Origin of the sequence: Streptomyces sp. NPDC059477 (assembly GCF_042749375.1) — a bacterium.
Lineage (GTDB): Bacteria > Actinomycetota > Actinomycetes > Streptomycetales > Streptomycetaceae > Streptomyces.
This window is the reverse complement of sequence record NZ_JBHYUG010000037.1, coordinates 37,598-59,463: the sequence shown is the minus strand read 5'-3', so window position 1 is coordinate 59,463 and position 21,866 is coordinate 37,598. Positions and strand designations below refer to the sequence as shown.

Here is a 21,866-nt window from a genome sequence, read left to right as displayed (position 1 = left end):
GTCCGGGCCCCGGACACCGGGCTCGGACGGCCGTCGCCCCGGCCCGCCGCTCCGGACGCCCTCAGGCCCCCGTTGCCTTCCTTGCGTTCCTCGCCTCCCCTTCCGCCCGGGACTCCCTTGCCTCCGGCGTCGTGGAGTCCGCCCACGCCACCCGACGCCCGGTCGCCGGGGAGCCGGACCCCCCGCTCGCCGTCCAGCTCGCCAGCAGGCCCAGGGCCTCGGCCGACGGGGAGCCCTCGGCGGCGGTGTACACCACGATCTTCTGGTCCTGGCCGCCATGGATGTCGAGGGCCTCGTAGTCCAGGTCGATCCGGCCCACGTCCTCGTGCCGCAGCCGCATATGGCCGCTGAGACAGGCCGAGACCTTGTGGGCGGACCAGATGGTGCGGAAGGCGTCGCTCTGGACGGCCAGTTCGCCGATCAGTTCGTTGAGCGCGGGGTCCTCGGGGTGGGCGCCGGTGTCGGCGCGCAGCACGGCCGCGTAGTCGAGCGCGTGCTGCTCCCAGTCGAGATGCAGTTCCCTCGCCCGGGGGTCGAGGTAGAGCCACTTCGCCAGATTGCGGTCCTTGACCGGGACCTGGACCGGGTCGAAGAAGAGGGAGCGGGCGAGCTGGTTGGCGGCCAGGACGGTCAGTCCCCGGCCCAGGACCTGGGCGGGGGAGCCGAACTGCGCCAGCATCCGGTGGATCACCGGCCGCACCCGCTGGGCCGGGGGCCGCTCGGTGTGACGGGCGGCGCTTCTGGTCTGCCGGGCGACCAGGGAGAAGAAGTACTCCCGCTCGGTCGGGTTCATCCGCAGGGTGTCGGCGACGGCCGTCAGGATCGCCTCCGACACCTGTCGGGTGCGGCCCTGTTCGAGCCGGGCGTAGTAGTCGACGCTCACCCCGGCGAGCTGGGCCACCTCCTCCCGGCGCAGTCCGGGCACCCGTCGGGAGCGGGCGGCCTCGGAGTACCGGGGCGGGGCGAGGCCCACGTCCTGCGGTCGCAGCCGGGCTCGGCTCGCCCGCAGGAATTCGCGCAGCTCCGCAGGGGAGTCCATGGGGGAGTCCATGCCCCTATGGTCCCCGACGCGGCGGCGAAGGCGGCGGGTGAAGGGGGCACTGGCAGACCTAGGCAGAGCTGTGCGTGCCAGCGGACCCCACACGGAGGTAGTTCAGCGTTCAATCAAGTGGAAGGCGAGGCCAGCAGGCCCAGTAACTCAAGCAGGGCCCGCAAGGTCAGCGACCCCGAGCAACCCGATCAAGCAACCCGATCAAGCAATCCAAGCAACCCGAGAAACCCCGAGTAACAGAGAGTGTGAGAGACATGACCAGCGCCGAGCACACCACCAAGGGCACCACGAGCAGCAGCACAGGCCGCACAGGCAAGGGCCGCACAGGCACCGCGGACGCCGACGGCCCGACCGGCGACCCGGCCGGCGGGGCGGCCGACCGCTTCGACGTCGTCATCGTCGGCGGCGGATCCGCCGGGGCGGTGCTCGCCAACCGGCTCAGCGCAGACCCGGACCGCCGCGTCCTCCTCCTCGAAGCCGGACAGGCCTACGCCCCCACCGACTACCCGGAGGTGCTGACCGACCCGGCGCGGGTCGCGGGCGACGCCGACCACGACTGGGGCTACACCGCCCGCACCGGGCTGACCGACCAGGACCAGCCCGCCCCGCGCGGCAAGGCCCTCGGCGGCAGCTCCGCCGTCAACGCGGCCGTCGCCCTGCGCGCCCCGGCCGACGACTTCGCCCGCTGGACCGAGCGCCACGGCCTGACCGGCTGGACCTACCCGGAGGTCCTGGAGTCGTACAAGCGGCTGGAGAACACCCCCACCGGCAGCGACGCGTACCACGGCCGCACCGGTCCCTTCCCCATCCGGCAACGCACGTACGACGAGCTGACCCCCTCGCTGAAGGCGTTCATCGACGCCGCAGCGGCGCTCGGTCACGCCCGGGTCGACGACCTCAACGGGGCCGAGCAGAAGGGCGTCGCGGGCTACCCGGTGAACGTGGTGTCGGGGGTCCGGATCAACTCGGCCCTCGCCTATCTGACCCCCGAGGTGCGTGAGCGCCCGAACCTGGTGATCGCCGGGGACACCGAGGTCGACCAGATCCTCTTCGACGGCACCACCGCCACGGGCGTGGTGACGGTCGACGGCACCACGTACGGGGCAGGCGAGGTCGTGCTCTCGGCCGGCTCCTACGGCAGCCCGGCGATCCTGCTGCGCTCCGGTGTCGGGCCCGCCGACGATCTTCGGGAGCTGGGGATCCCGGTGGTGGCGGACCTGCCGGTCGGCCGCCGCCTCCAGGACCAGCCGTTCTACTACAACGTGTACGCCCTCACCGAGGAGGCCGGGGCGATGACCCCGGTCTCCGGGGCGCTGCTGTGGACCGCCTCCAGCGAGGCCCGCGGCGATGAACTGGACGTCCATGTCTCGGCGACCCATCTCTTCGACCCGGCCGCCAGCCCCACGGGCGGCGCGATCGTGCTGGCGGTCTCGGTGGTCCGCCCCGACTCCGTCGGCACCTTCCGGCTGCGCAGTCGCAACCCCAAGGACGCCCCGCTGATCGACTACAACTTCCTGGCCGAGGCCCGGGACGAGCGCCGGATGGTGGAGGCGGTCCGCCGTACCAGGGAACTGGCCCGGCACACCCCCTTCGCCGAACTCGTCCACTCGGAGCTGGCACCCGGCGACGCAGTGCAGGACGACACGCAGCTCACCGCCGCCGTCAAGGAGCAGCTCGCGGCGTATCTCCACCCCACCTCGACCGTGCCGATGGGCGGGGACGACGACCGCTGGGCGGTGGTGGACAGCCTGGGCGCGGTGCGCGGCGTGACCGGGCTGCGGGTGGTGGACGCCTCGATCTTCCCGGACGTGCCGGGCACGGCCACCAACGTCACCACGATCATGGCGGCCGAGCACATCGCCGCGAAGGTCTACCGGGGTGAGTGACCCCGGGTGCGCGGGGCCGCCTTCCCGGCCGGGAGGACGGCCCCGCCTCGGACCTGATGTCGTACGGACCCCCGCGCCCCGCCCCTGACCCCTGCCTCGCCCCCATCCTCGCTAGACGGTGTGCTGGTCCAGGAAGTCCTGGATGTGCCCCATCGTCTCCTCGGTCGACCAGGGTTTGGCGGCATCTGCGGTGGGCGAGGCGTCCGGGGCGGCGTCGGAGATCGCCTCCGCCACCCAGGGGTGGCGGCCCAGGCGCTGGGAGGACTCGACGCCCTTGCGGGCGATGCGGTGGCGGATGCCTCTGCCGCGGAGCCATCGGCGCAGATGGGCGTAGTTGTAACCCTTGTCGCCGTGGAGCTAGGCCGGACGGCGCGGACGCGGTCCGCGTCGGGAGCGGATGGGCGGGATGCCGCGCACGAGGGGCTGAAGGCCGAGGCTGTCGTGCATGTTGGCGCCGGAGATCCCGAGCGACAGCGGCAGCCCGTCCCGGTCGGTGATCAGGTGGATCTTCGATCCGCTTTTTCCGCGGTCGGTCGGATTCGGTCCGGTCAGCGGCCCCCTTATGCTGCCCTCACGCTCACGGAGCCGATCGCGCACCGCGACCAGTCCAGCTCTCCCCGGACGCCGAGTTCGTCCAGGATCACGCGGTGGAACCGGGCCCGGACACGGTCCCGGCTCCACTGGGCGAAGCGGCGGTACACCGGCTGCCGGCACGGACCGAACACCGGCGGGAGCTGCCGCCAGGTGCAGCCGGAGGTGGCCACGAACACGATCGCGGCCAGGGCCTCCCGATCACCCGCCCGCCGCTTGCCCCCCACCCCGCGGACGCCTGTTCTCCGTCGGCGGCACCACCCGCCGAAACAACACCCACAACTCATCCGGCACCAACCACCCAACCAGATCCGTCATGCACCGCTCAACGAACGATCAACCCACAGAAGCGATGTCTAAGGAAAGGGAGACCGTGAGGTGGGGTGCACCGTTGGGCTCGGGCCGGTCGGAGTCCGAGCCGTCGGTAGATGGCCGTCGGTAGGGGCGCCGAGGGTCCACTTCTCCAGCGCACGCCTACGAGGCGCTTGGGTGCGGGGGAATTTGTTGCTCCGCGGCGGCTTGTGTCTCACGTTCCCCCTTTCTCTTCTGCAGAATTGAAAGTGCTGTCCCGTTACGGTCTTGACTCCGTCCGAGATGTTCGAGTGGTGGAGCATCACCTGGAGTGCCTTGCGATTGGTGAACCGAGGTAAGGGTTCCAGATCCGCCGTTTCGCGCGTGTTCGGTGTTGGCGTCTCGAAGCTCGTTCTGATAGGCAGTTAGGGGCCTTTTCGACAGATCAGGATCCTGGATCCTGCCTGAGTGGCGATTTTCTCTGAATGCTGCGCGCCAGTTCGCCGCCCGCCCCTGCGACGGAGATCGACCGGCCGACCGAATTCCATCTGGCACGGCAGAACCAGAACCTGCTGCAACCGGACACCCCGGTCGAGTTGATCGCCGTCATGGACGAGGCGAGCCTGCGGCGGGAGGTCGGCAGCCACAACGTGCTGCGAGCCCAGCTGGAACGCTTGCTGCTGCACTCGGAATCACCCAGCGTTACGGTGCAGATCCTGCCCTTCGACAAGGGCGCGCACGGAGCACTCAACGGCTCGTTTACGATCTTGGAATTCCCCGATCCGTCCGATCCGTCGTGGCCTACGTCGACAGCCCCGCCGGAAACCTCTACCTGCAGAAGTCGGAGGACATGAGGCGCTTCGAGAGGGTGCACGCGGCTCCGCCCTCGACGGCCCGGAATCCCAGCGATGGCTGCACAACACCCTCAAAGAGATGTGAGCTATGCCAGCCCCCGATCTGAGCACCGCCCTGTGGTGCAAGTCCAACGCCTCGGAGACCGCCCCGGGCTGCGGCGAAGTCGCCAGCCTGGATGGCGGCTTCGTGGCCGTGCGTGACAGCAAGGACACGGCCAGGACCCCGTCCGTCTACCCGGCCGCCGACTGACAGCACCTCATCGCCCACCTGCGGGGTAACGCCCCGCGGCAGGCCGCATCGTGGTGTCGGAGGCCCCCAGCGGGGTCACGCTCAGCGACAGCCGGGACCCGGCCGTCCGCCCGCACGAGTACACGCATCACGAATGGAACTGCTTCCTCGACCGTGTCCGCAACCGCGGGCCGCAGCTGATCGCAGCCTGAACCCGTGTCAGGAAGGGAGTCGGCGGGGCCACGCCGGCTCCCTTCCCGCGCCACCGGCCGCTCCCGCGGCGCTGCGGGATCCGGCGCCAACCGCGCCGGCGGAAGCGTCCGGGCCGCCATCGCCACGCCGGAAACCCCAGCCGGGCGCAGCGCTCCTCGTCGCGACGACCGCGCAGATCACCGTTCGTGTGTGCACAGTGACAGGGGAACACCGTACGGCCACGGCCTGGGAATGACCTCCAGATGACGTTGACCCGTCAGTAACCAGGAATCCAGTGCCACCGGGCCCGCGGCTGCTGCCATGCTGGCGGGCATGGCAACTCTCGATGGAAAGCCTGCCTCCGCGGACGACGTGCTCGTCCTGGCCCTCACCAACGTCGGGCACTTCACGTCCATGCGCGTCTCCGGCGACGGCACCATCCGCGGCCTGTCCCTGCACATGAACCGTCTCGCCCGCGACTGCAGGACGGTGTGGAACGCCCACCTGGACACCGGTCGTGTCCGCGAGCACGTCCGACAAGCACTGAACGGGCGGCAGAAGCCGTGCGTTGTCCGCGTCACGGTCTACGACCCCAGCGCGACCTTGAGCCGGCCGGCCGGCGCCGGCGAGCCGCACACCCTGGTCACGGTACGCGAGGCCGGCGCTCTGCCCGAGCCGCCGCTGCGCGCGAAGAGCATTACCTACGAACGCGACCTGCCCGAGGTGAAACACACCGGCCTGTTCGGTGCCCTGCAAGCCCGCGCAACCGTCCAGCGCCAGGGCTTCGACGACGCCCTGCTGGTCGGCCGGGACGGACTCGTGTCCGAAGGCGTCAGCTGGAACGTCGCGTTCGTCGACCAGCAGGGCACGGTCGTATGGCCGCAGGCGCCCGTGCTGCCGGGCGTCACCATGGCCCTCCTCCAGCAGCACACCGACCACAAGGCCGCCACCGTCACACTCGACCAGGCCCGTGGCATGGCCGCAGCCTTCGCCACGAACACCTCGATCGGCGTCCGCCCCCTCGCCGCGATCGACGACACCGAACTCCCCGTGGAACACCCTGTGCTCAGACACCTCCAGGACGCCTATCTGTCCGTGCCGGGCGAGACCCTCTAGGACACAGCCATGACCGGGGTGAGCAGATGGACCGGCCGGGAAGCCGAACTCCTGCGCTTGGCCATGCGCCGGACGGCCAGGGACTTCGCCGCTCTGATCGGCGTCAACCCCCGCCAGATCCCCCGGTGGAGAGGCCGGGGCGAAACCATCACCCTCGAACTCGGCAACCAGGCGGCCCTCGACACGCTCCTCGCCCAGGCCGGAGCCGAGATCCAGCACCGGTTCGCCGCACTGCTGACCGAACGGGCCGCCGCAGGAGCCGACCAACGCGCCGAGGAACTGCTGCGCACCGTCCCGCGCGCCCTCCGCCATCCTGGCGACGCGAAGCTGATGACCCTGGTCGAGGAAGGCATCTACCTCTCCGGCCCCGGCAACCGCTCGGTATGGCTCGACTCGTTCCTCATCGACGTGCACCCGACGACCAACGACGACTACGCGCGCTTCGTGCGCGAGATCGGACACCCGCCTCCGAATCACTGGCCGAACGGCCGTTGCCCCGCGGCGCTGGCCGGCCATCCGGTGGTCTGGGTGACATGGCACGACGCAACGGCGTACGCACGCTGGGCCGGCAAGACCCTGCCCACCGAACAGCAGTGGGAGAAGGCCGCCCGCGGCCCGAGCGGCCGCATCTACCCCTGGGGCAACGAACCGACAGCCGCCAAGGCCAACACGGCCGAAGCCGGCATCGGCACCACCACACCCGTCACCCGCTACCAGTCCGGCGTGAGCCCCTACGGCACCTTCGACATGTGCGGCAACGTATGGGAATGGTGCAGCACCCGGGAAGAAGCATCCAGCGCCCGACACCACCTGAAAGGATCGGCTTTCACTTCCCCGTTCGAACGCGCCGCACCCTCCCTGCACAACACCGCGAACGCGACCATGCAGGACAACGACACGGGATTCCGCTGCGCCGCCGCTGCCCCATAGCCGGGCTTCGAAGAGGAGTGCCTGAGCGGAGCCTCGGCCTGCTGTCGCGACGACGGCGGCCGATCACCGACCCGCGCCCGCACGTCCGCCACCGAAACCGGCGGACGGCCGAACCTGCGAAGGGGAACCGTGGCCGACGCCGCCGAGACCCACCCCATCGCGCCACCGTCGTCGGCGGCCATACCCAGGTCGGCGACGACTACCAGGGGGTGTCGAGTCCGTCATCCGCCTGCGCACCACCTACTGAGGGCCCCCGAGACCTCCGGACAGGGCTCTGGCTATCCATCGCACGCGACGATTCGCAACTTCTCGTACTCGGCATGGGCTTCGCGCGGAGGCCGATAACCCACCGCCGAGTGGGAGCGATTGTGATCGCACTGTCCAACTCGGGGCCGGCGGCGTAGCCCCAGCGCAGCAGCTGGGGCGCGCACACGCCGATGCCCGAAGGTGCCGTCGGACATCTCGAACGCTCTCTTGATGAGCAGCCGCAGTTCCCCGCGCCGCTGGCCGGTTGCGGAATCGGGCCTGCTTCTCCAGTCGTAGCAGCGGGACTTGGACACACCGAGTTTCTGCACATGAACTCGACGGAGTGCACGCACTCCGCGCGACCGGCTTGCTGGATTTCAACGCCAGTTGGACCGCTACTTCTCGGAACTCCGGCGAGTACGGACTTGGACGTGCCACTTGCTGTTTCCCTTGATTCTGTACTTCTACGGTCTCCCAGCCCAGGACAACCCGCATGTGGAAGACGTGGCCGTCTCGGCTCTCCTCCAGTTCGGTCACGGCTTCCCAGAGGCGCCGAATGGAGGGGTCCTTCTCTATGTCCGCGATCAGTTGCTCCAGTTCAGCATCGGATCCGGCTGCTCCCAGGTGGTCTGGGCGAAAATCTTGATCTTCACGTACGCCGCGACATGCATGTCCCAGTCTTCGAACTGGTCGCGGGCGGCGTGATCACAGAGTGCCAGCGGAGCAGGTTCGCCCAGGATCCATAACCCACGGCCACCACTCGGCCATGGCCTCGTTGTAACTCGCGATGTCCAGTTGCGATCCGCCAGATAGGACGTACCCGGCAACTGTCGGTCGATGAGGAGCTGCAGAGCTTCCAGGTGCGCTCGCTCATGCCGAGCGCCTTTGCCTCCACAGGCTGCGTGACTCCTGCGTTCTTGCGCCACAGGCGCAGCAGATGACCGAAGCTCATGTAGCGACCGCAAGTTGCCCCGAGGGAAACTCCGCGCCGGGGCCTGAGGCACCGTTAGCCGTCGTAGCCACTGACATCGATTCAGGCCTCGAAAAGGAGTTCTTTGAATTCCTTTTCGCGATAGGCACCTGTTGACGCCGGGTCCCCGAGGCCGGTTGGACGCGGCGACGGCAGAGACGGCGACCTTCGGGTCGGAAGGTCCGCCGCGACTGCCGTTCCACCGGGCGACCGGATCGAGGGGGTGAGCGTCCGGTCGGCGGTCCGTCTGCCGATCAGTCGACCGTCTGCACCTGTCGACGTGGCTCCGGTCCGACGCTCTCCGCCGGCTTGGCCTTCACCAGCCACAGGCCGGTGAAGACGGCGGTGACCAAGGAGGCTGCGCCGGCGACCATGAAGACGGTGTTGAGGCTGGCCCCGAAGGACGCGCCGCCGGCTTCCCGGGTGGTGACGATGGCGCCGAGGACCGCGACGCCCAGCACCGCGCCGATCTGCCGCGTGGTGCTGCTGATACCCGACGCGAGCCCACTCTCCTGAGGGCTGACGGATTGGATGGCCGCGCCGGTCAGCGGTGACATGGTCAGCGCGAAACCGACACCGGTGACCGCCAGCCGCCACCACACGTTCGCGTAGCCGGTGTCCGAGTGCACGAAGCCGAACGCCAGCAACCCGAGCCCGGCCACCGCCAGACCGACGGTGACCACGATCCGGAAGCCGTAGCGCGCGGCCAGTCGGCCCGCGTACGGGCTGGCGATCGCCATGGCGAGCGAGATGGGCAGCGTCTCCAGGCCCGAGTTGAGGATGGAGGCGCCCTGCACGTGGACGAAGAACTGCGAGAGGAAGAAGACCGACCCCATGAGCGAGAAACCGACCATGACCATGGCCGTGTTGGACACCGTGAACAACGCGCTCCGGAACAGTCTCAGCGGCATCATCGGCGTCGCCGAACGTGCCTCCACGGTGACGAAGACGGCGATGAACACCACAGCCAGGATGAAGCTGCCCAGGATGACCGGTGAGGTCCAGCCGCGGGCGCCACCCTCGATCAGTCCGTAGGTCAGCGTGCCGACAGCCAGGATGGACAGGATCGTTCCCGGGATGTCGATGGCTGGCGCGTTCGGGTTGCGGGACTCGCGCAGGATGGGCAGAGCGGCCAGCAGCAGGATCACGCCGATGGGTACGTTGACGAAGAAGATGGCGCGCCAGTCGAAGGCCTCCACCAAGATGCCACCGGCCAGCGGCCCGGCGGCCAGACCGATACCGCTGAAGCCGGCCCATAGTCCGATCGCCTTGACGCGTTCCTGCGGGACGGGGTAGGCGGCGGCCAGCAGCGCCAGCGAGCCGGGGCTCATCGCCGCGGCGCCGATGCCCTGAAGCACGCGTCCGGTGATCAGCCAGTTGAGCGAGGGGGCCAAGGCGCACACCACGGACGCGAGGGTGAACACCACCGCGCCGGAGAGGAAGACGCGCTTACGGCCGAAGCGGTCGGCGAAGACACCACCGGTCAGCAACAGCATGGCGACCAGCAGGACGTACGCGTTGACTATCCACTGGAGGCCGGTCATCTCGGTGTGCAGCCGTGCCTGCATATCAGGGAGCGCGGCGCCGACGATGGTGCTGTCGAGCAGCACCATGAACTGCCCCAGACAGGCCATGGCGAGCACTGTCGTTCGGTTTGATCGGACTTTTGTGGACACAAAGGACCCCTTTAGCTACTACCGATCTCGATGCGTCCCGCAACGAGCGGTGATGTGCCTTTCGGCGCTAGTGCCGCGACCGGCTGGGTTTGCCCGTCGAGGAGCGGCGTTCGGTGCGTGTGATCGCAAGGCGGCCGGAAGTTCTGGTGGCGGAGCTACCTGGGCTATGGGCCAACGCCGCGAGCGCGTGTGCTGGGGTGGTCGCGACGGGGCGAACGTTGCCGGGAGGGGCACTAGCGGTTTGACATTGCCAGTACCGTCTGCGAGCTGATGTCCCGGTGCGCAGCCAGCAATTCACCCGCAACCTGCGCGAGATACGAAGCCTGAATCGGGTTCAGCCGGGGATCGCAGGCCGTGCGGTAATTCCTCGAAAGATATGTGTCGCTGATCTGCGTCGTGACACATTCACTGACATCGTCACCGGACAGTTCCAGGTGAACTCCCCCTGGAGTGACGCCCAGGTCACTGCAGGCGCCGAAGAATGCGCGCAGTTCCGCCTCGATCTCATGGACGACACGTGTCTTCACCCCTGCCGGGCTGGCGACCGTGTTGCCGTGCATCGGGTCGCACACAACCCGGTCCACCCAGCCCTCCGCCACGACTCGGCTCAACATGGCGTAGACGAGGTCGTACGCCCGCTCGTACCCCATCCGGAAGATGAAGGCCAGTCGGCCCGGAATGTTGTCCGGATTGAGCACGACGTGCAGCGCCACCAGGTCTGCCGGGGTGGCGCTCGGCCCGATCTTCACCGCGATCGGATTGGCGATCTCGGCGGCGAAGGCGATGTGGGGCCCGGGCACCGAGCGCGTACGCTCGCCGATCCAGAGCAGATGGGCCGACTGGTCGTACAGTCGTCCGTCGATGGCGCTGCGACGGGTCTGCGGCCGCTCGTAGTCGAGCAGCAACGCTTCGTGGGACGTGAACACGCCCGATCTCTCCAGGTAGGAGAGAGTCTTTCGGGACTCTTCGTAGGCGCGAACCAGGTTGCGGGGGTCCGGCGTTCGCTTCTCGTCGGAGAATTCCACCTCGTTGACCGCGTCACCCAAGTAGGACGGCAGGGTGAGCCCCGCGTGGCGCTCCGTCGGTGCCGAGCGCGGCTTCGCGTACTGGCCGGCGATCCGGCCGACAGTCACGACCGAGTGACCACTCTGTAATTCGACAGCGGCGGACATGTCCCGCAGGAGCGATACCCGGTTCGCCACTGACGGCCGCGTGTTGTCGCGGAAGGTCTCGGCGCAGTCGCCCGCGTGCAGCAGAAACGCGGGCTGTGCCAGCCTGGCCGTCAGCCGCCGGATGTCAGAGGCGGGTACCAAGGGTGTCGCCCGGCTTAATTCGGCACGGGCACGGCTCACTTCTGATTCCACTGGCCAATCCGGCTGATGGTCGCGCTGGGACGTGATCGTTGATTCGATGCAATCCATGAGGCACCTCGTGAAGCCCTGGAGAAGGGATGCGGCCCCGGCCTTGCCGGCACAGCGCCACCCTTAAGGTGTTGCGCTGTGTGGGTAATTGCGATCTCTCAGGTGCTGGATCGCATCGTGCAGGGCCGGAAATCGATCGTTCGGATTTGCCGTGCGCAGCCAAGTCAGCGTCGTTTTCGGCACGTTCAACCCCTCGATCACACAGGGCGTCCCGGGCTCGGGAAGCAATCGCATGACCGCGACGGTACCATATAGTTCGAGAATCCGGGACTGTCGGATTGTCCGTCCCGGGAGCTACGTCGCCGCACTGCGACCGGCTCGTCAGGTGATCGACTCCAGGCGCCGGCCGGATGCCGACGCGAGCAGCCGCACCTGCCAGGCCCGCGCGCGGGGCCGGTCCGGCCACCGTCGGGGACCCGAGCCCTTCGTGTACCGGCCGGATGCCGTGCAGCGCGTTGACCGCCCAAGTCTCCAGGCATGCCAGGTCCGACGGGCGGGGGCACTCGTAGGAGACGCGGGTCCCGTGGACGGCCGCCATGCGCAGGAGGGCCATCCAGGTGACGCTCGGCAGCAGCTTCGGGCGGTCCGCGTCGGGCGCGTCAAAGGTGGCCCCGCGCCACCAGATCCGGCTGGTCGTCGTCCTTTCGACCAGCCTGTCGTCCTTGGAGAGAATGACCACCTCATCGGCGCCCCGGCGCTAGGCCTCGGCACGCACACCGGAGAGCCACTCCAGATCGGGGCCCTTCACCAATGGATGCCGCCGCTGGTCCTCGACACCGTCGTACACCCAGGCGCGGACGCTCTCGCCGCGGGGCGGCGCGGGCCGTACCCACAGGTGGAATCTCGGCTCGCCGTCGAGGACTTTGACCACCCACCCCGCGGGAACCGGCGGCCTGAGGAGGGGATGCGCCGGGCCGCGGCGCGCACAAAACTGGCCGTGCGCCCCCACGGCTGAGAACACTGCGCGGCACACGCGGCGGCGAAGCGCTCGGTGTGCACCTTGAGGACATCCTCTTACCATTTGCGACGAGCCAGGAGCCGATGACGTCCACGCGTCCGCCCGGCGGCACCGCTATGAGTGTGCGGTCGGACTCGCACCAGCGCCAGCGTCGGCTCGCGACGGTCACAGGCCGGCACGCGACGGCAGCGCCCTCAGGGGCGCCTTGGCCTTGAGCAGCATCTCGTCGAGTTCGTCCTCAGGGCCGGAGTCGAGGACGATGGCGCCGCCGGCGCCGATGGTCAGCTCGTCACGGTGACGGACGGCCGTGCGGATCACGATGTTGAGATCGGCCGTGCCGGTCAGCCCGAGGTACCCGAGCGCTCCCGAATAGATCCCACGGGCCTCTGTCTCAAGCCCGTCGATGATCTCCATCGTGCGCAACTTCGGCGCACCGGTCATCGATCCGCCGGGGAAGCAGTGACGTACGCAGTCCACCACGCTCACTTCCCGGCGCAGAACTCCCCTGACCGTGGAGACCAGTTGATGGACCGTGGCGTAGGACTCCACCGCCATGAAGCTCGGGACCACGACGCTTCCGATGTCACAGACGCGGCCCAGGTCGTTGCGGAGCAGATCGACGATCATGAGGTTCTCGGCCCGTGTCTTGTTGCTCCCCGCGAGCTCCGCCGCCAGTGCCGCGTCACGGTGCGGATCGGTGCTGCGGGGCGCCGTCCCCTTGATGGGCTTCGTCTCCACCACGCGATCGGCGCCGATCTTGAGGAACCGCTCGGGGGACGAGCTGAAGACCGTGACCTCACCGAGCCGCAGCAGTGCCGCGTAGGGTGCCGGGTTGGACGCGCGCAGCCTGCGGTAGTACTCCAGATCGTCGCCGTCGAACGGGATCCTGACCTTGTTCGTCAGGCATATCTCGTAGCTCTCACCGGCGATGAGCTCGCGCTGGCTCGCTTCGATGTCATCGACGTAGCCCTCCGCGTCCCGCACCAGCAACGGGCGCGGGTCGGCGGTGTCGTCGGCCACGACGCCACCGTCGTCACTGCGCTGCGCGGCGCCGGGCGGCTCGGGGAGCGCGGCGACCAGGGTGGCGGTGGTGGCATCGATCCACTCCTGCGCGGACTTGTTGCTCTCCGGGTCGCCGCGGTGCAGCGCGACCACGTAGGTGAGGTCCTGTTCGTGGTCGACGGCAATCAGCCGGTCGGCGAAGATCCATGCCGCATCGGGTGTTTCGGCCTTGTGCCGGTTGTCGGAGCCAAGGTCGCCCTTCAACTCGTAGCCGAAATAGCCGACATAGCCGGTCGTGAAGTCGAATGGCAGCCCGGGGTCGGGCAAGCGACGCTCGGAAAGACGACGGCCCAGGACGTCGAAGACGGTGCCACTCTCCGTGTGCACTCCCGTCGCGTCTCGCACCCGCACGGCCTGATCGGCGAGTTGATAGGTCAGCACCTCGCTCAGCGGTCCCGCCGCGTCACCGAGGAAGGAGAACCGGGACAGCCCCGGTTCGACCCGGCTGCTGTCGAGCCAGAAGGCGTACGCCGAGTGGCCGAACAACTCCGTGTACGCCGCCTCGGTGTCCACGGCGCTCGGGATGGTGGCTTCAAGGAGCTGATAGACGTCGCCGCCCGTCCGCCCGGTGCTGTCGGCGGTGAGTTTCCTGAAGTTGGCGAAGATCTCACGGCCGTATTCCGATGCGATGGACTCGGGATGGAACTGCACTCCCCACTGGGGGCGGGTGCGGTGCCGGATGGCCATGACGACACCGTCCTCGGCCCATGCCGTGGCCTCAAGTACTTCGGGCAGCGGCTCGTCGACGCACAGCGAGTGATAGCGAACGGCCGTGAAGTCCTGCGGGATGCCGCGGAACAGGTCGTCGCCCGAGTGCCGGACCTGGGTGAGGTGACCATGCCGCGGCTGGGGAGCGGGGCCGACCGCCACTCCGGCGGCATGGGCGATCGCCTGATGTCCGAGGCAGACGCCGAGCACAGGGACTTCCGCCCTGGCGAGGACGACCTGGACGTATCCCATATCGCGCGAGGTCCCCGGATTCCCCGGCCCGGGCGAGATCACGATGTTGTCGAATCCTGCCAGGTCGATCGTCGTCAGCGCCGGATCGTCGTTCTTCAGGACGGTCGGATCACACCCGTTCACCTCGGCGATCAGCTGAAAGAGGTTGAAGGTGTACGAGTCGTAGTTGTCGATGATGAGGCTATGCATCGGCATACCTCCAGAGGTGATGTCGGAATTCGGTGTCGGCTTGACGCCCATGGAGGGAGGCGCTTCTACGATGCGGTGCCCGCGAATTGGGCGTCCCAGGCGGCACGGTGGAGCTCTCGGGGATCTGACTCGACTCGGCAGGAGGAGTCGAACAGCATGACCGAACGGCTCTCCTCGTCGTAGCCGGCCCAGCCCGGGTCGCCTGTCTTGGCGAATTGGATCCAGCTGCTCCGCATAGCGGCGCCCAGCTCGGCAGGTGCGTCGGGGCCGACCTGGGGTGCGAAGGCGGGGTCGTCGAGCTGGTCGAAGAGGAAGGGGACCTCAAGGAAATGAGCCGCGCCGTATCGACCGGCAAAAGCGGGGGACTTGTCCCACGTGAATTCATATGCGTAGGAGTTTCCGCCGGCCTTGGTGTGCAGCCTGGTGAGTTCGACGGCGGGACCACGCCAGATCCAGTTGGTGACCGTTTCGGCGAGCTGCTCCCCGGGCGGCAGGTGTCCGTACAGGGACTTGGCGGCGATACGGCACTCGTCGGGCACACCGTAGGCGTTCTGAGCGTCGACGAGGTCCTTCTCCTGTGCGGAGTGGAACTTTCCGTCGCGCATCAAGAAGTAGTGGGACTCCTGGCGGTTGGTACCGATGAGCAGGTCGACGGAGGGCGGAAAGAGGTTGCCCAGTGCGGGATCGGTGAACAGGGTGTCGTCCACGACCGGAATGTAGGGGCTGTACCAATACGTGTACGGGTTCCAGAGATCGGCGTCGCGGAAGCGGACATCGAGGCCGCGCTGACGGCGGCCCAGCAGCTCCTTGAGCGGGACGTCGCGGACGTCGGACCCCACCTTCAGATCGGCCAGAACGTGTTCGGCGAGGGCGCGCCCCTCCTCGGCCGTTGCGACCAGCGTCGGGCAGGGGCTCTGCAGCACGGCCCGACGCATGAGTCCTTCATCGGTGACCGTGCGGGCGATCGCCGCGATGATGCTGCTGCCTGAGGAGTTGCCGAAGGCGGTGACGGCCTCCGGATCTCCGCCGAAGGCCTCGATGTTGTCACGAACCCAGCGCAGAGCGGCGGCGACATCGTGCATCCCCGCATTCGGGGTGCCTCCCGGCACGGACAGGAATCCATCCACGCCGAGTCGGTAGTTCATCGCGACCACGACGACACCCTCGCGCGCGAAGATCGAACCGTCCGCACGGGGGGTGGCGGCGCTGCCGGAGATGTAACCGCCGGCGTGGACCCAGACCATGACCGGCAGTCGGGCGGCCTTGCCGAGATCCGGGGTGTAGACGTTGAGACTCAGGCAGTCGGTGTCCCACGGGTACAGGGGCGTGGCGTCCACGAGCGAGTAGCTCGGGGGCTGCGGTGCGGCCCCGCCGAACTCGAACGCCTCCCGTACCCCGTCCCATGGCTGCGGGGGCTGTGGCAGCTTGAATCGGTTCTCGCCGTAAGGCGACGCCGCGAACGGAATCCCTTTGAACGATATGACGCCATCACTGGCATTCCCTGCGACAACCCCCGCAGTCGTGGTCGCCAGAACCGGATTCGTCGCATTCTTGCCTGGGGTCACTACTGGATCCTCTCCGGATACGGTCACTTGGCGCCGGCTCGTCCATCAGAAGGTAAAGAGGGCACGTTGGCCATCGCAATTGCCAGAAGCGGCTGGCCTCATGCGGCCACCACACGTATACGGCCACATCCGCTCCACCAGCGCCCTGGCTGGCACCAGCTGAGGAGGGGCACCTCGCGCCCGTCCTGGCGAACCGGACGGTGACCACAACCGGCCACCCTCTTCCGGTTATTGCGGAATGCTGCTCCATTGTCTAGCGTTTTCGGGGTCAGAATGTAAGACACCTATCCGAGACGAGGATTCGGTGATACAGGAAAGGGTGCAGGCGCTAGTATTCGGCGGCAGACACGAAGGCGGCACGGCCGTAGGAACTGAGAAATCCGACAAACATGTGAATTGCCCGCGGCCCGGCCTGTCGCACGCCACCTCTTTCGGCGCGGTGGACGCCACCGAGCGGCTCCGGTGACCGTGGCCGGACGGGTCGGCATCGATATGGTCCCCTTCGACCGCGTGCGGGACCTTGTGCGCGACGAACCGCTGCTGGCCAAGCTGCTCTCCGACGAAGAGATCCGGCTCTCGCACGGCGACAACGGACCGGATATCACGGGCATAGCGGGCCGATTGGCCGCCAAAGAAGCGGTGTTCAAGCTGTTCCACGCGCCCGGCCAGACCGTGCCGTGGCGGGGCATCGAGATCCTCACCGCCGACGGTGGCTGGCCGGTGGTCCGGCTGGCCGGCCGGGCCCGCGAACTGGCCAGGACCGCCCGCATCGAGCACATAGCGGTGAGCATCACCCACGACACCCCTTTCGCCATGGCGGTGGCCTTCACGGCCTGTGTCCAGGACGAGAGGAGTGCACACGGCAACCCGCAGCATTGACGACGTCCGCGACTGGATCCTGCGGCGGCATCCGGGTCGGCACCATCGATGCCAAGGAGAACCCGATCCGGACCCGGCCGGTCGACTCGCCGACAGGCGGGGAACTGGTCCACGCGATCGGGAGCACCGCCGATGTGGAGATCGATTGCGACCCGATCGGCATCCAGGACTTCCGGATCCCGGCCGCCATCGAGAAGGCGTCCTTCGCCCCGGTCCGGCCCGCGCCGGGAGGCGTGCGGGAGCAAGGCACTGAGGCCACGAGGCAGCCATGAGTCCGCCCACGAGAGATCACGGTCAGAGGGAGAGAACAGCATGGCGAACGACAGCGGGGAATGGTGGGCAGCGGCAGGCGGCTACGTCGCCGAACTGCTGTCCACCCTCGCGAAGGAACCGGACAAGCCGGTGCTGCACTTTCGCGGTTCCCGGATCACCGGGGGCGCCCATCTGCGCTCGGTGACCGGGATCCACCGAACCCTGCTCGACTGCGAAGTGGGGCACGGCACGGTGGTCGGCGTACTGGCCGCGCCGAACAGCCCGGAGATCCTCGCGGTACGGCACGCGGCCCATCTGCTGAGGGCGGCGGTCGGACATCTGCGGTCGACGAACCCGGGATCGAGTGCCGCGATGCTGTCCGTCGACGACCAGTTGGACATCCTGCGCAGCACCGGGGCAGCGGTGCTGTACGCCGACGTGGAAACCACCGACCGCGCGGTCGAGCTCGCACGACGGGCCCGCATCCCGCTGATCGGCCCGGGCATGCACGGTGCGCGGAAGGTCGTGCCCGGAGGCGCCCCGGGGCCCGCCGTGCCCGTGCCGTGGTCACCGCGGGATCTGGCGGCCATCGCGTTCACCAGCGGCAGTACCGGACGGCCCAAAGGGATCAGGAAGTCACGCCGGTCCTGGGACAGCGTGGTGTACGGCACGATCGCGCAGGGCCGGGAGGCCGAGCGGATCACGGCGCTGGTCGGGACCCCGCTGAGCCAGACGGTCGCGCAACTCGCCGACGCCGCTCTGATCGACGGGGGCAGCCTCGTGCTCCTGGAGGAGTTCGGTCCGGACGCCTGGATCCAGGCGGTGAACGAGCATGCGGTGACCCGGTCGTTCATGGCCACGAGTCACCTGTACCTGCTGCTCGACCGGTTGGAGGAACGGGGGTTGCGCGATGCGGAGGCGGCCGGGCTGACCAGCCTGTGTCGCCTCGACTACGCCGGCAGCCCGGCCGCGCCCGCCCGAATCGCCGAGGCCGTGCAGATGTTCGGGCCGATCCTCTTCCAGCAGTACGGCACCTCCGAGACCGCCAGGATCAGTTTCCTCGCCCCGAAGGATCACACGGACGACGCGTCGGTGGCGACGGTGGGTCGCCCGTATCCCGGGGTCGAGATCGGCATCTGTGACCTTGAGTCCGGCTCCGCACTCGGCGACGGGGAGGTCGGAGAGGTGCGGGTCCGGTCCCCGCACGTCATGGACGGCTACCTCGATGAAGTGCTCACGTCGCGGGTACTGCGCGACGGCTGGTACCACACCGGCGACATCGGATATCGCGATGAACGCGGCTATCTGCATCTCCTCGACCGGATGGCCGACATGGTCAAGATCGACGGGGTCAAGGTGTACCCCACGGTGGTCGAACGCGCGATGCTGACGCTTCCGGGCATCACCCAGGCGGTCGTGTACGGCCTTCTGGGCAAGGACGGACTGGAACACCTGCACGCGTCGATCACCCTGCGCCCCGGCGCCTCCGTGAGCATCGACGAGGTGCGCGGACACCTCGGCGACATCCTCACGCCGACGCACGTCCCGGATCAGGTGCTCATCCTCGACGAGGTACCCCTGAACGCCGCTGGAAAGCCCGACAAACCACGTCTGCGGCTTCAGCACACGCCGCACGGTTCCTGACAAGAACCAGAACCCGCACTCGATAGCCACCCGCGAATTGGAGAGCCATGCCCACACACCTGGACTACTTCACGACCGAATCGGCATCGGCACAGCCGCCCGCTCGCGAGTTCCTTGAGATCGGCAGGCGGGCGGGACACTTCCCGAGTGCCATAGCGCGTGTCCCCGGCGGCGACACCGAGGTGAGCGTGTGGTGCAGCAACGACTACCTCGGCATGGGCCAGCACCCGCTCGTGCTGGCGGCCGTGCACGACGCGGTGGCCAAGTTCGGCGCGGGGGCGGGAGGTTCACGCAACATCGGTGGCACGAACCACCGGCACGTCGAGTTGGAGAGTGAGTTGGCGGACTGGCACGGCAAGGACCTGGCACTGTTGTTCGCCTCCGGATACACCGCCAACGACGGTGCCCTGACGGTGCTCGCGGGAACCCCGGCCGACACCGTCGTGTTCTCCGACGAACTGAACCACGCCTCGATCATCGACGGGCTGCGGCACAGCGGTGCCGCCAAGCGAATATTCCGGCACAACGACGTTGAGCACCTGGCGCGGCTGCTCGCCGAGACCGACCCCGACCTGCCGAAACTGATCGTCCTCGAATCGCTCTACTCGATGTCGGGCGATGTCGCCCCGCTCGCCGAGATCGCCGACCTGGCGGAGCGCTTCGGTGCGACCACGTTCCTCGACGAGGTACACGCGATCGGCATGTACGGGCCCCAGGGCGCGGGCATCGCGGCACGCGAGGGCATCGCCGACCGGTTCGACATCATCATGGGCACGCTCGCCAAGGGACTTGGCACGGTGGGCGGTTACGTCGCCGGTCCGCGCGATGTCATCAACCACATCAGGAGCGTCTCCCGGGCATTCGTCTTCACCACTTCGCTGCCGCCGGCCACCACGGCGGGTGCTCTCTCCGCGGTGCGCCACCTGCGGGTGTCCGAGGTGGAACGGCAACGGCTCGCCGAGAACGCCCAGTTGCTGCACCGACTTCTCGACGAGGCCGACATTCCGTTCAAGTCCTCCGATTCCCATATCATCTCGGCGCTGGTCGGCGACGATGCCCTGTGCAAGCAGGCCTCGGCGCAACTGCTCGACCAGCACCGCATCTACGTGCAGGCCATCAACGCCCCCAGCGTGCGTACCGGTGAGGAACTGCTGCGGGTCGCACCGTCGGCGACCCACACCACGGCGGATGTGGAGAAGTTCGCGCAGGCCCTCGCGGGGATCTGGCTCACTCTGGGCATTCCGACGGCCTCCGAGCGGAAAGAGGCGTCCTCGACCGTCAAGAGGACGGTATGACCCGGCCGCTGGCCGCCGTTCTCGCCGACACGGCGGCACGGCGGCCGGACGAGGTGGCGGTGGTCTTCGAATCCACTTCCATCACCTACCGGTCGCTGTGGGAGCGGGCCCGGTCCTGCGCCGCCGAGCTACGTCGGCACGGGATTCGGCCGGGCGACCGGGTGGCACTGCTGCTGCCCAACACTCCGGACTTTCCCGTCATTTATTACGGCACGCTCGCGCTGGGGGCCACCGTGGTCCCGTTGAACACGCAACTGCGCGCCGGAGAGGTCGAGTTCGTCCTTCGCGACAGTTGCGCGCGCGCTCTGATCTGCGCCGGGCCGACCACGGACGAGGGAGCGAAGGCGGCGGCCGCAGCCGGGGTCGGACTGTTCACCGTCGGGGGTGAGCATCCTGACGGGGTACGGCTGGATCCACCCGAGCCGGCCGCTCCTGTCGAGGGATGCTTCCCCGGATCCCCCGACGACATCGCCGCGATCCTGTACACCTCGGGCACCACCGGCCGCCCCAAGGGGGCCTTGCTCACCCACCACAACATCGTCACCAACATCGAGGTGACGGCCGTTTCGCCCTTCGACGTGCGGCCTGATGACGTGCTGCTGTGCAGCCTCCCGCTGTCCCACACCTTCGGCCAGACCTGCGTCATGGGAGTGGCCTTCCACGCGGGTGCGACCGTGGTGCTGATGCCCAGGTTCGACGCGGCCGCTGCGCTCGATCTGATGCGCCGGTACGGCCGCACGGTGTTCATGGGCGTACCGACGATGTACCACGCCCTGCTGGAGGAGGTGGCGAACGGTGCGCCGGTACCGCGGCTGCGCCGGGCGTACAGCGGCGGTTCAGCGCTGGCGGTGCCGGTCCTGCGACAGATCGAGGAGACCTTCGGCTGCGAGGTGTACGAAGGGTACGGGCTGACCGAGACCTCTCCCTGTGTCGCCTACAACCGGCCGGGGGCCGTCACCCGCCCCGGCACGGTCGGGACGCCGATCGCCGGGGTCGAGGTCGGCATCGCCCGTGCCTGTCTGGAGGGCCGCGTCGAGCTGCTCCCCCCGGGCTCCGTAGGCGAGATCGTGATCCGGGGGCACAACGTGATGGCCGGATATCTCGGCCTACCCGGCGAGACGGCTGCCGTCCTCGTGGACGGCTGGTTCCGCTCGGGCGATCTGGGTGTGCTTGAGGCGGACGGATGGCTGCGGCTGGTGGACCGGAAGAAGGACGTCGTTCTGCGCGGTGGTTACAACGTCTATCCCCGCGAGGTCGAGGAGACGCTGCTACGGCATCCCGCCGTCGCGCAGACCGCCGTGATCGGAATCCCGGACGGCCGTCTGGGCGAGGAGATCTGCGCGGTCGTCGTCACGCGGCAGGAGGTCGAGAATGACCCGGCGCTGGCCACCGACATCATCGCGTGGAGCCGAGAGCGGCTGGCCGGTTACAAGTACCCGCGCCGTGTCGAATTCGCGGAGTCTCTGCCAATCGGACCCGGCGGCAAGGTGCTCAAGCGCTCCCTGATACAGCTCTATTCATGACACCGCGGCGCGCTCATGCGCCGCCCACCGGCCCCTGTCGGCCTGTGAAGGGGGACAGGGGCCGACCGGCCCTCCCGGGGGATGCA

17 protein-coding genes and 2 pseudogenes are annotated in these 21,866 nt (G+C 68.4%); 10 read left to right on the top strand and 9 right to left on the bottom strand.

The window, feature by feature from the left end; all coding sequences use genetic code 11:
• Positions 1 to 61: 61 nt before the first annotated feature.
• Positions 62 to 1,051, bottom strand: coding sequence for a helix-turn-helix transcriptional regulator (locus ACFXAZ_RS20050; protein ID WP_384592666.1), 990 nt, complete (start codon positions 1,049 to 1,051; stop codon positions 62 to 64).
• Positions 1,052 to 1,305: 254 nt separating this feature from the next.
• On the opposite strand from ACFXAZ_RS20050, the gene ACFXAZ_RS20045 reads away from it, so the two are divergent.
• On the top strand, positions 1,306 to 2,937 hold the full coding sequence (locus ACFXAZ_RS20045; protein WP_384592663.1) for a GMC family oxidoreductase: 1,632 nt from the start codon (positions 1,306 to 1,308) through the stop codon (positions 2,935 to 2,937).
• Between the two features lie 111 nt (positions 2,938 to 3,048).
• Here ACFXAZ_RS20045 and ACFXAZ_RS20040 read toward each other — a convergent pair whose 3' ends face one another.
• Positions 3,049 to 3,171 (bottom strand): hypothetical protein, encoded by a 123-nt coding sequence (locus ACFXAZ_RS20040; RefSeq protein WP_384592721.1) that lies wholly within the window; start codon positions 3,169 to 3,171, stop codon positions 3,049 to 3,051.
• Positions 3,163 to 3,846: pseudogene (locus ACFXAZ_RS20035) on the bottom strand (IS5 family transposase); the annotation flags it as partial. The pseudogene ACFXAZ_RS20035 and the gene ACFXAZ_RS20040, both read right to left, overlap by 9 nt.
• A 458-nt stretch (positions 3,847 to 4,304) precedes the next feature.
• On the opposite strand from ACFXAZ_RS20035, the gene ACFXAZ_RS20030 reads away from it, so the two are divergent.
• From ACFXAZ_RS20030 to ACFXAZ_RS20015, 4 genes are all read left to right on the top strand, one after another.
• Complete coding sequence (locus ACFXAZ_RS20030; protein WP_384592661.1) at positions 4,305 to 4,673, top strand: Scr1 family TA system antitoxin-like transcriptional regulator; 369 nt, start codon at positions 4,305 to 4,307, stop codon at positions 4,671 to 4,673.
• 88 nt (positions 4,674 to 4,761) lie between these two features.
• Complete coding sequence (locus ACFXAZ_RS20025) at positions 4,762 to 4,923, top strand: DUF397 domain-containing protein (protein ID WP_384592658.1); 162 nt, start codon at positions 4,762 to 4,764, stop codon at positions 4,921 to 4,923.
• 504 nt (positions 4,924 to 5,427) lie between these two features.
• A complete protein-coding gene (locus ACFXAZ_RS20020) occupies positions 5,428 to 6,210 on the top strand; it encodes an aminotransferase class IV family protein (protein ID WP_384592655.1) in 783 nt (260 codons plus the stop codon).
• A 9-nt stretch (positions 6,211 to 6,219) separates the two neighbouring features.
• Entirely contained in the window at positions 6,220 to 7,140 is a 921-nt protein-coding gene (locus ACFXAZ_RS20015; RefSeq protein ID WP_384592652.1) for a formylglycine-generating enzyme family protein, read from the top strand.
• A 1,470-nt stretch (positions 7,141 to 8,610) separates the two neighbouring features.
• Here ACFXAZ_RS20015 and ACFXAZ_RS20010 read toward each other — a convergent pair.
• From ACFXAZ_RS20010 to ACFXAZ_RS19985, 6 genes and pseudogenes are all read right to left on the bottom strand, one after another.
• Positions 8,611 to 9,990, bottom strand: a complete 1,380-nt coding sequence (locus ACFXAZ_RS20010; protein ID WP_384592649.1) for a DHA2 family efflux MFS transporter permease subunit — start codon at positions 9,988 to 9,990, stop codon at positions 8,611 to 8,613.
• Between the two features lie 275 nt (positions 9,991 to 10,265).
• Positions 10,266 to 11,444 carry a 3-deoxy-7-phosphoheptulonate synthase gene (locus ACFXAZ_RS20005; RefSeq protein WP_384592715.1) on the bottom strand — a complete coding sequence of 393 codons (1,179 nt, stop codon included), beginning with the start codon at positions 11,442 to 11,444 and terminating at the stop codon, positions 10,266 to 10,268.
• Positions 11,329 to 12,138, bottom strand: a pseudogene (locus ACFXAZ_RS20000) (aminotransferase class IV); the annotation flags it as partial. The pseudogene ACFXAZ_RS20000 and the gene ACFXAZ_RS20005, both read right to left, overlap by 116 nt.
• 12 nt (positions 12,139 to 12,150) lie before the next feature.
• Positions 12,151 to 12,324, bottom strand: a complete 174-nt coding sequence (locus ACFXAZ_RS19995; RefSeq protein ID WP_384592646.1) for a hypothetical protein — start codon at positions 12,322 to 12,324, stop codon at positions 12,151 to 12,153.
• A gap of 252 nt (positions 12,325 to 12,576) precedes the next feature.
• Positions 12,577 to 14,622: an aminodeoxychorismate synthase component I gene (pabB, locus tag ACFXAZ_RS19990; protein ID WP_384592643.1), complete on the bottom strand. Its 2,046-nt coding sequence runs from the start codon at positions 14,620 to 14,622 to the stop codon at positions 12,577 to 12,579.
• A 65-nt stretch (positions 14,623 to 14,687) separates the two neighbouring features.
• Entirely contained in the window at positions 14,688 to 16,214 is a 1,527-nt protein-coding gene (locus ACFXAZ_RS19985) for a carboxylesterase/lipase family protein (RefSeq protein ID WP_384592640.1), read from the bottom strand.
• 435 nt (positions 16,215 to 16,649) lie between these two features.
• Between ACFXAZ_RS19985 and ACFXAZ_RS19980 the strand changes: the two genes are divergently transcribed.
• From ACFXAZ_RS19980 to ACFXAZ_RS19960, 5 genes are read left to right on the top strand one after another with little or no spacing between them, the layout of a single operon-like run.
• Positions 16,650 to 17,066, top strand: a complete 417-nt coding sequence (locus ACFXAZ_RS19980; RefSeq protein ID WP_384592637.1) for a holo-ACP synthase — start codon at positions 16,650 to 16,652, stop codon at positions 17,064 to 17,066.
• A complete protein-coding gene (locus tag ACFXAZ_RS19975; protein ID WP_384592634.1) occupies positions 17,063 to 17,338 on the top strand; it encodes a hypothetical protein in 276 nt (91 codons plus the stop codon). The genes ACFXAZ_RS19980 and ACFXAZ_RS19975 overlap by 4 nt, the downstream gene beginning before the upstream one ends.
• Before the next feature lie 40 nt (positions 17,339 to 17,378).
• Entirely contained in the window at positions 17,379 to 18,962 is a 1,584-nt protein-coding gene (locus ACFXAZ_RS19970) for a class I adenylate-forming enzyme family protein (protein ID WP_384592631.1), read from the top strand.
• A 47-nt stretch (positions 18,963 to 19,009) separates the two neighbouring features.
• Positions 19,010 to 20,257, top strand: a complete 1,248-nt coding sequence (gene hemA / locus ACFXAZ_RS19965; RefSeq protein WP_384592628.1) for a 5-aminolevulinate synthase — start codon at positions 19,010 to 19,012, stop codon at positions 20,255 to 20,257.
• Positions 20,254 to 21,780 carry a long-chain fatty acid--CoA ligase gene (locus tag ACFXAZ_RS19960; RefSeq protein ID WP_384592625.1) on the top strand — a complete coding sequence of 509 codons (1,527 nt, stop codon included), beginning with the start codon at positions 20,254 to 20,256 and terminating at the stop codon, positions 21,778 to 21,780. The genes hemA and ACFXAZ_RS19960 overlap by 4 nt, the downstream gene beginning before the upstream one ends.
• Positions 21,781 to 21,866: the final 86 nt, after the last annotated feature.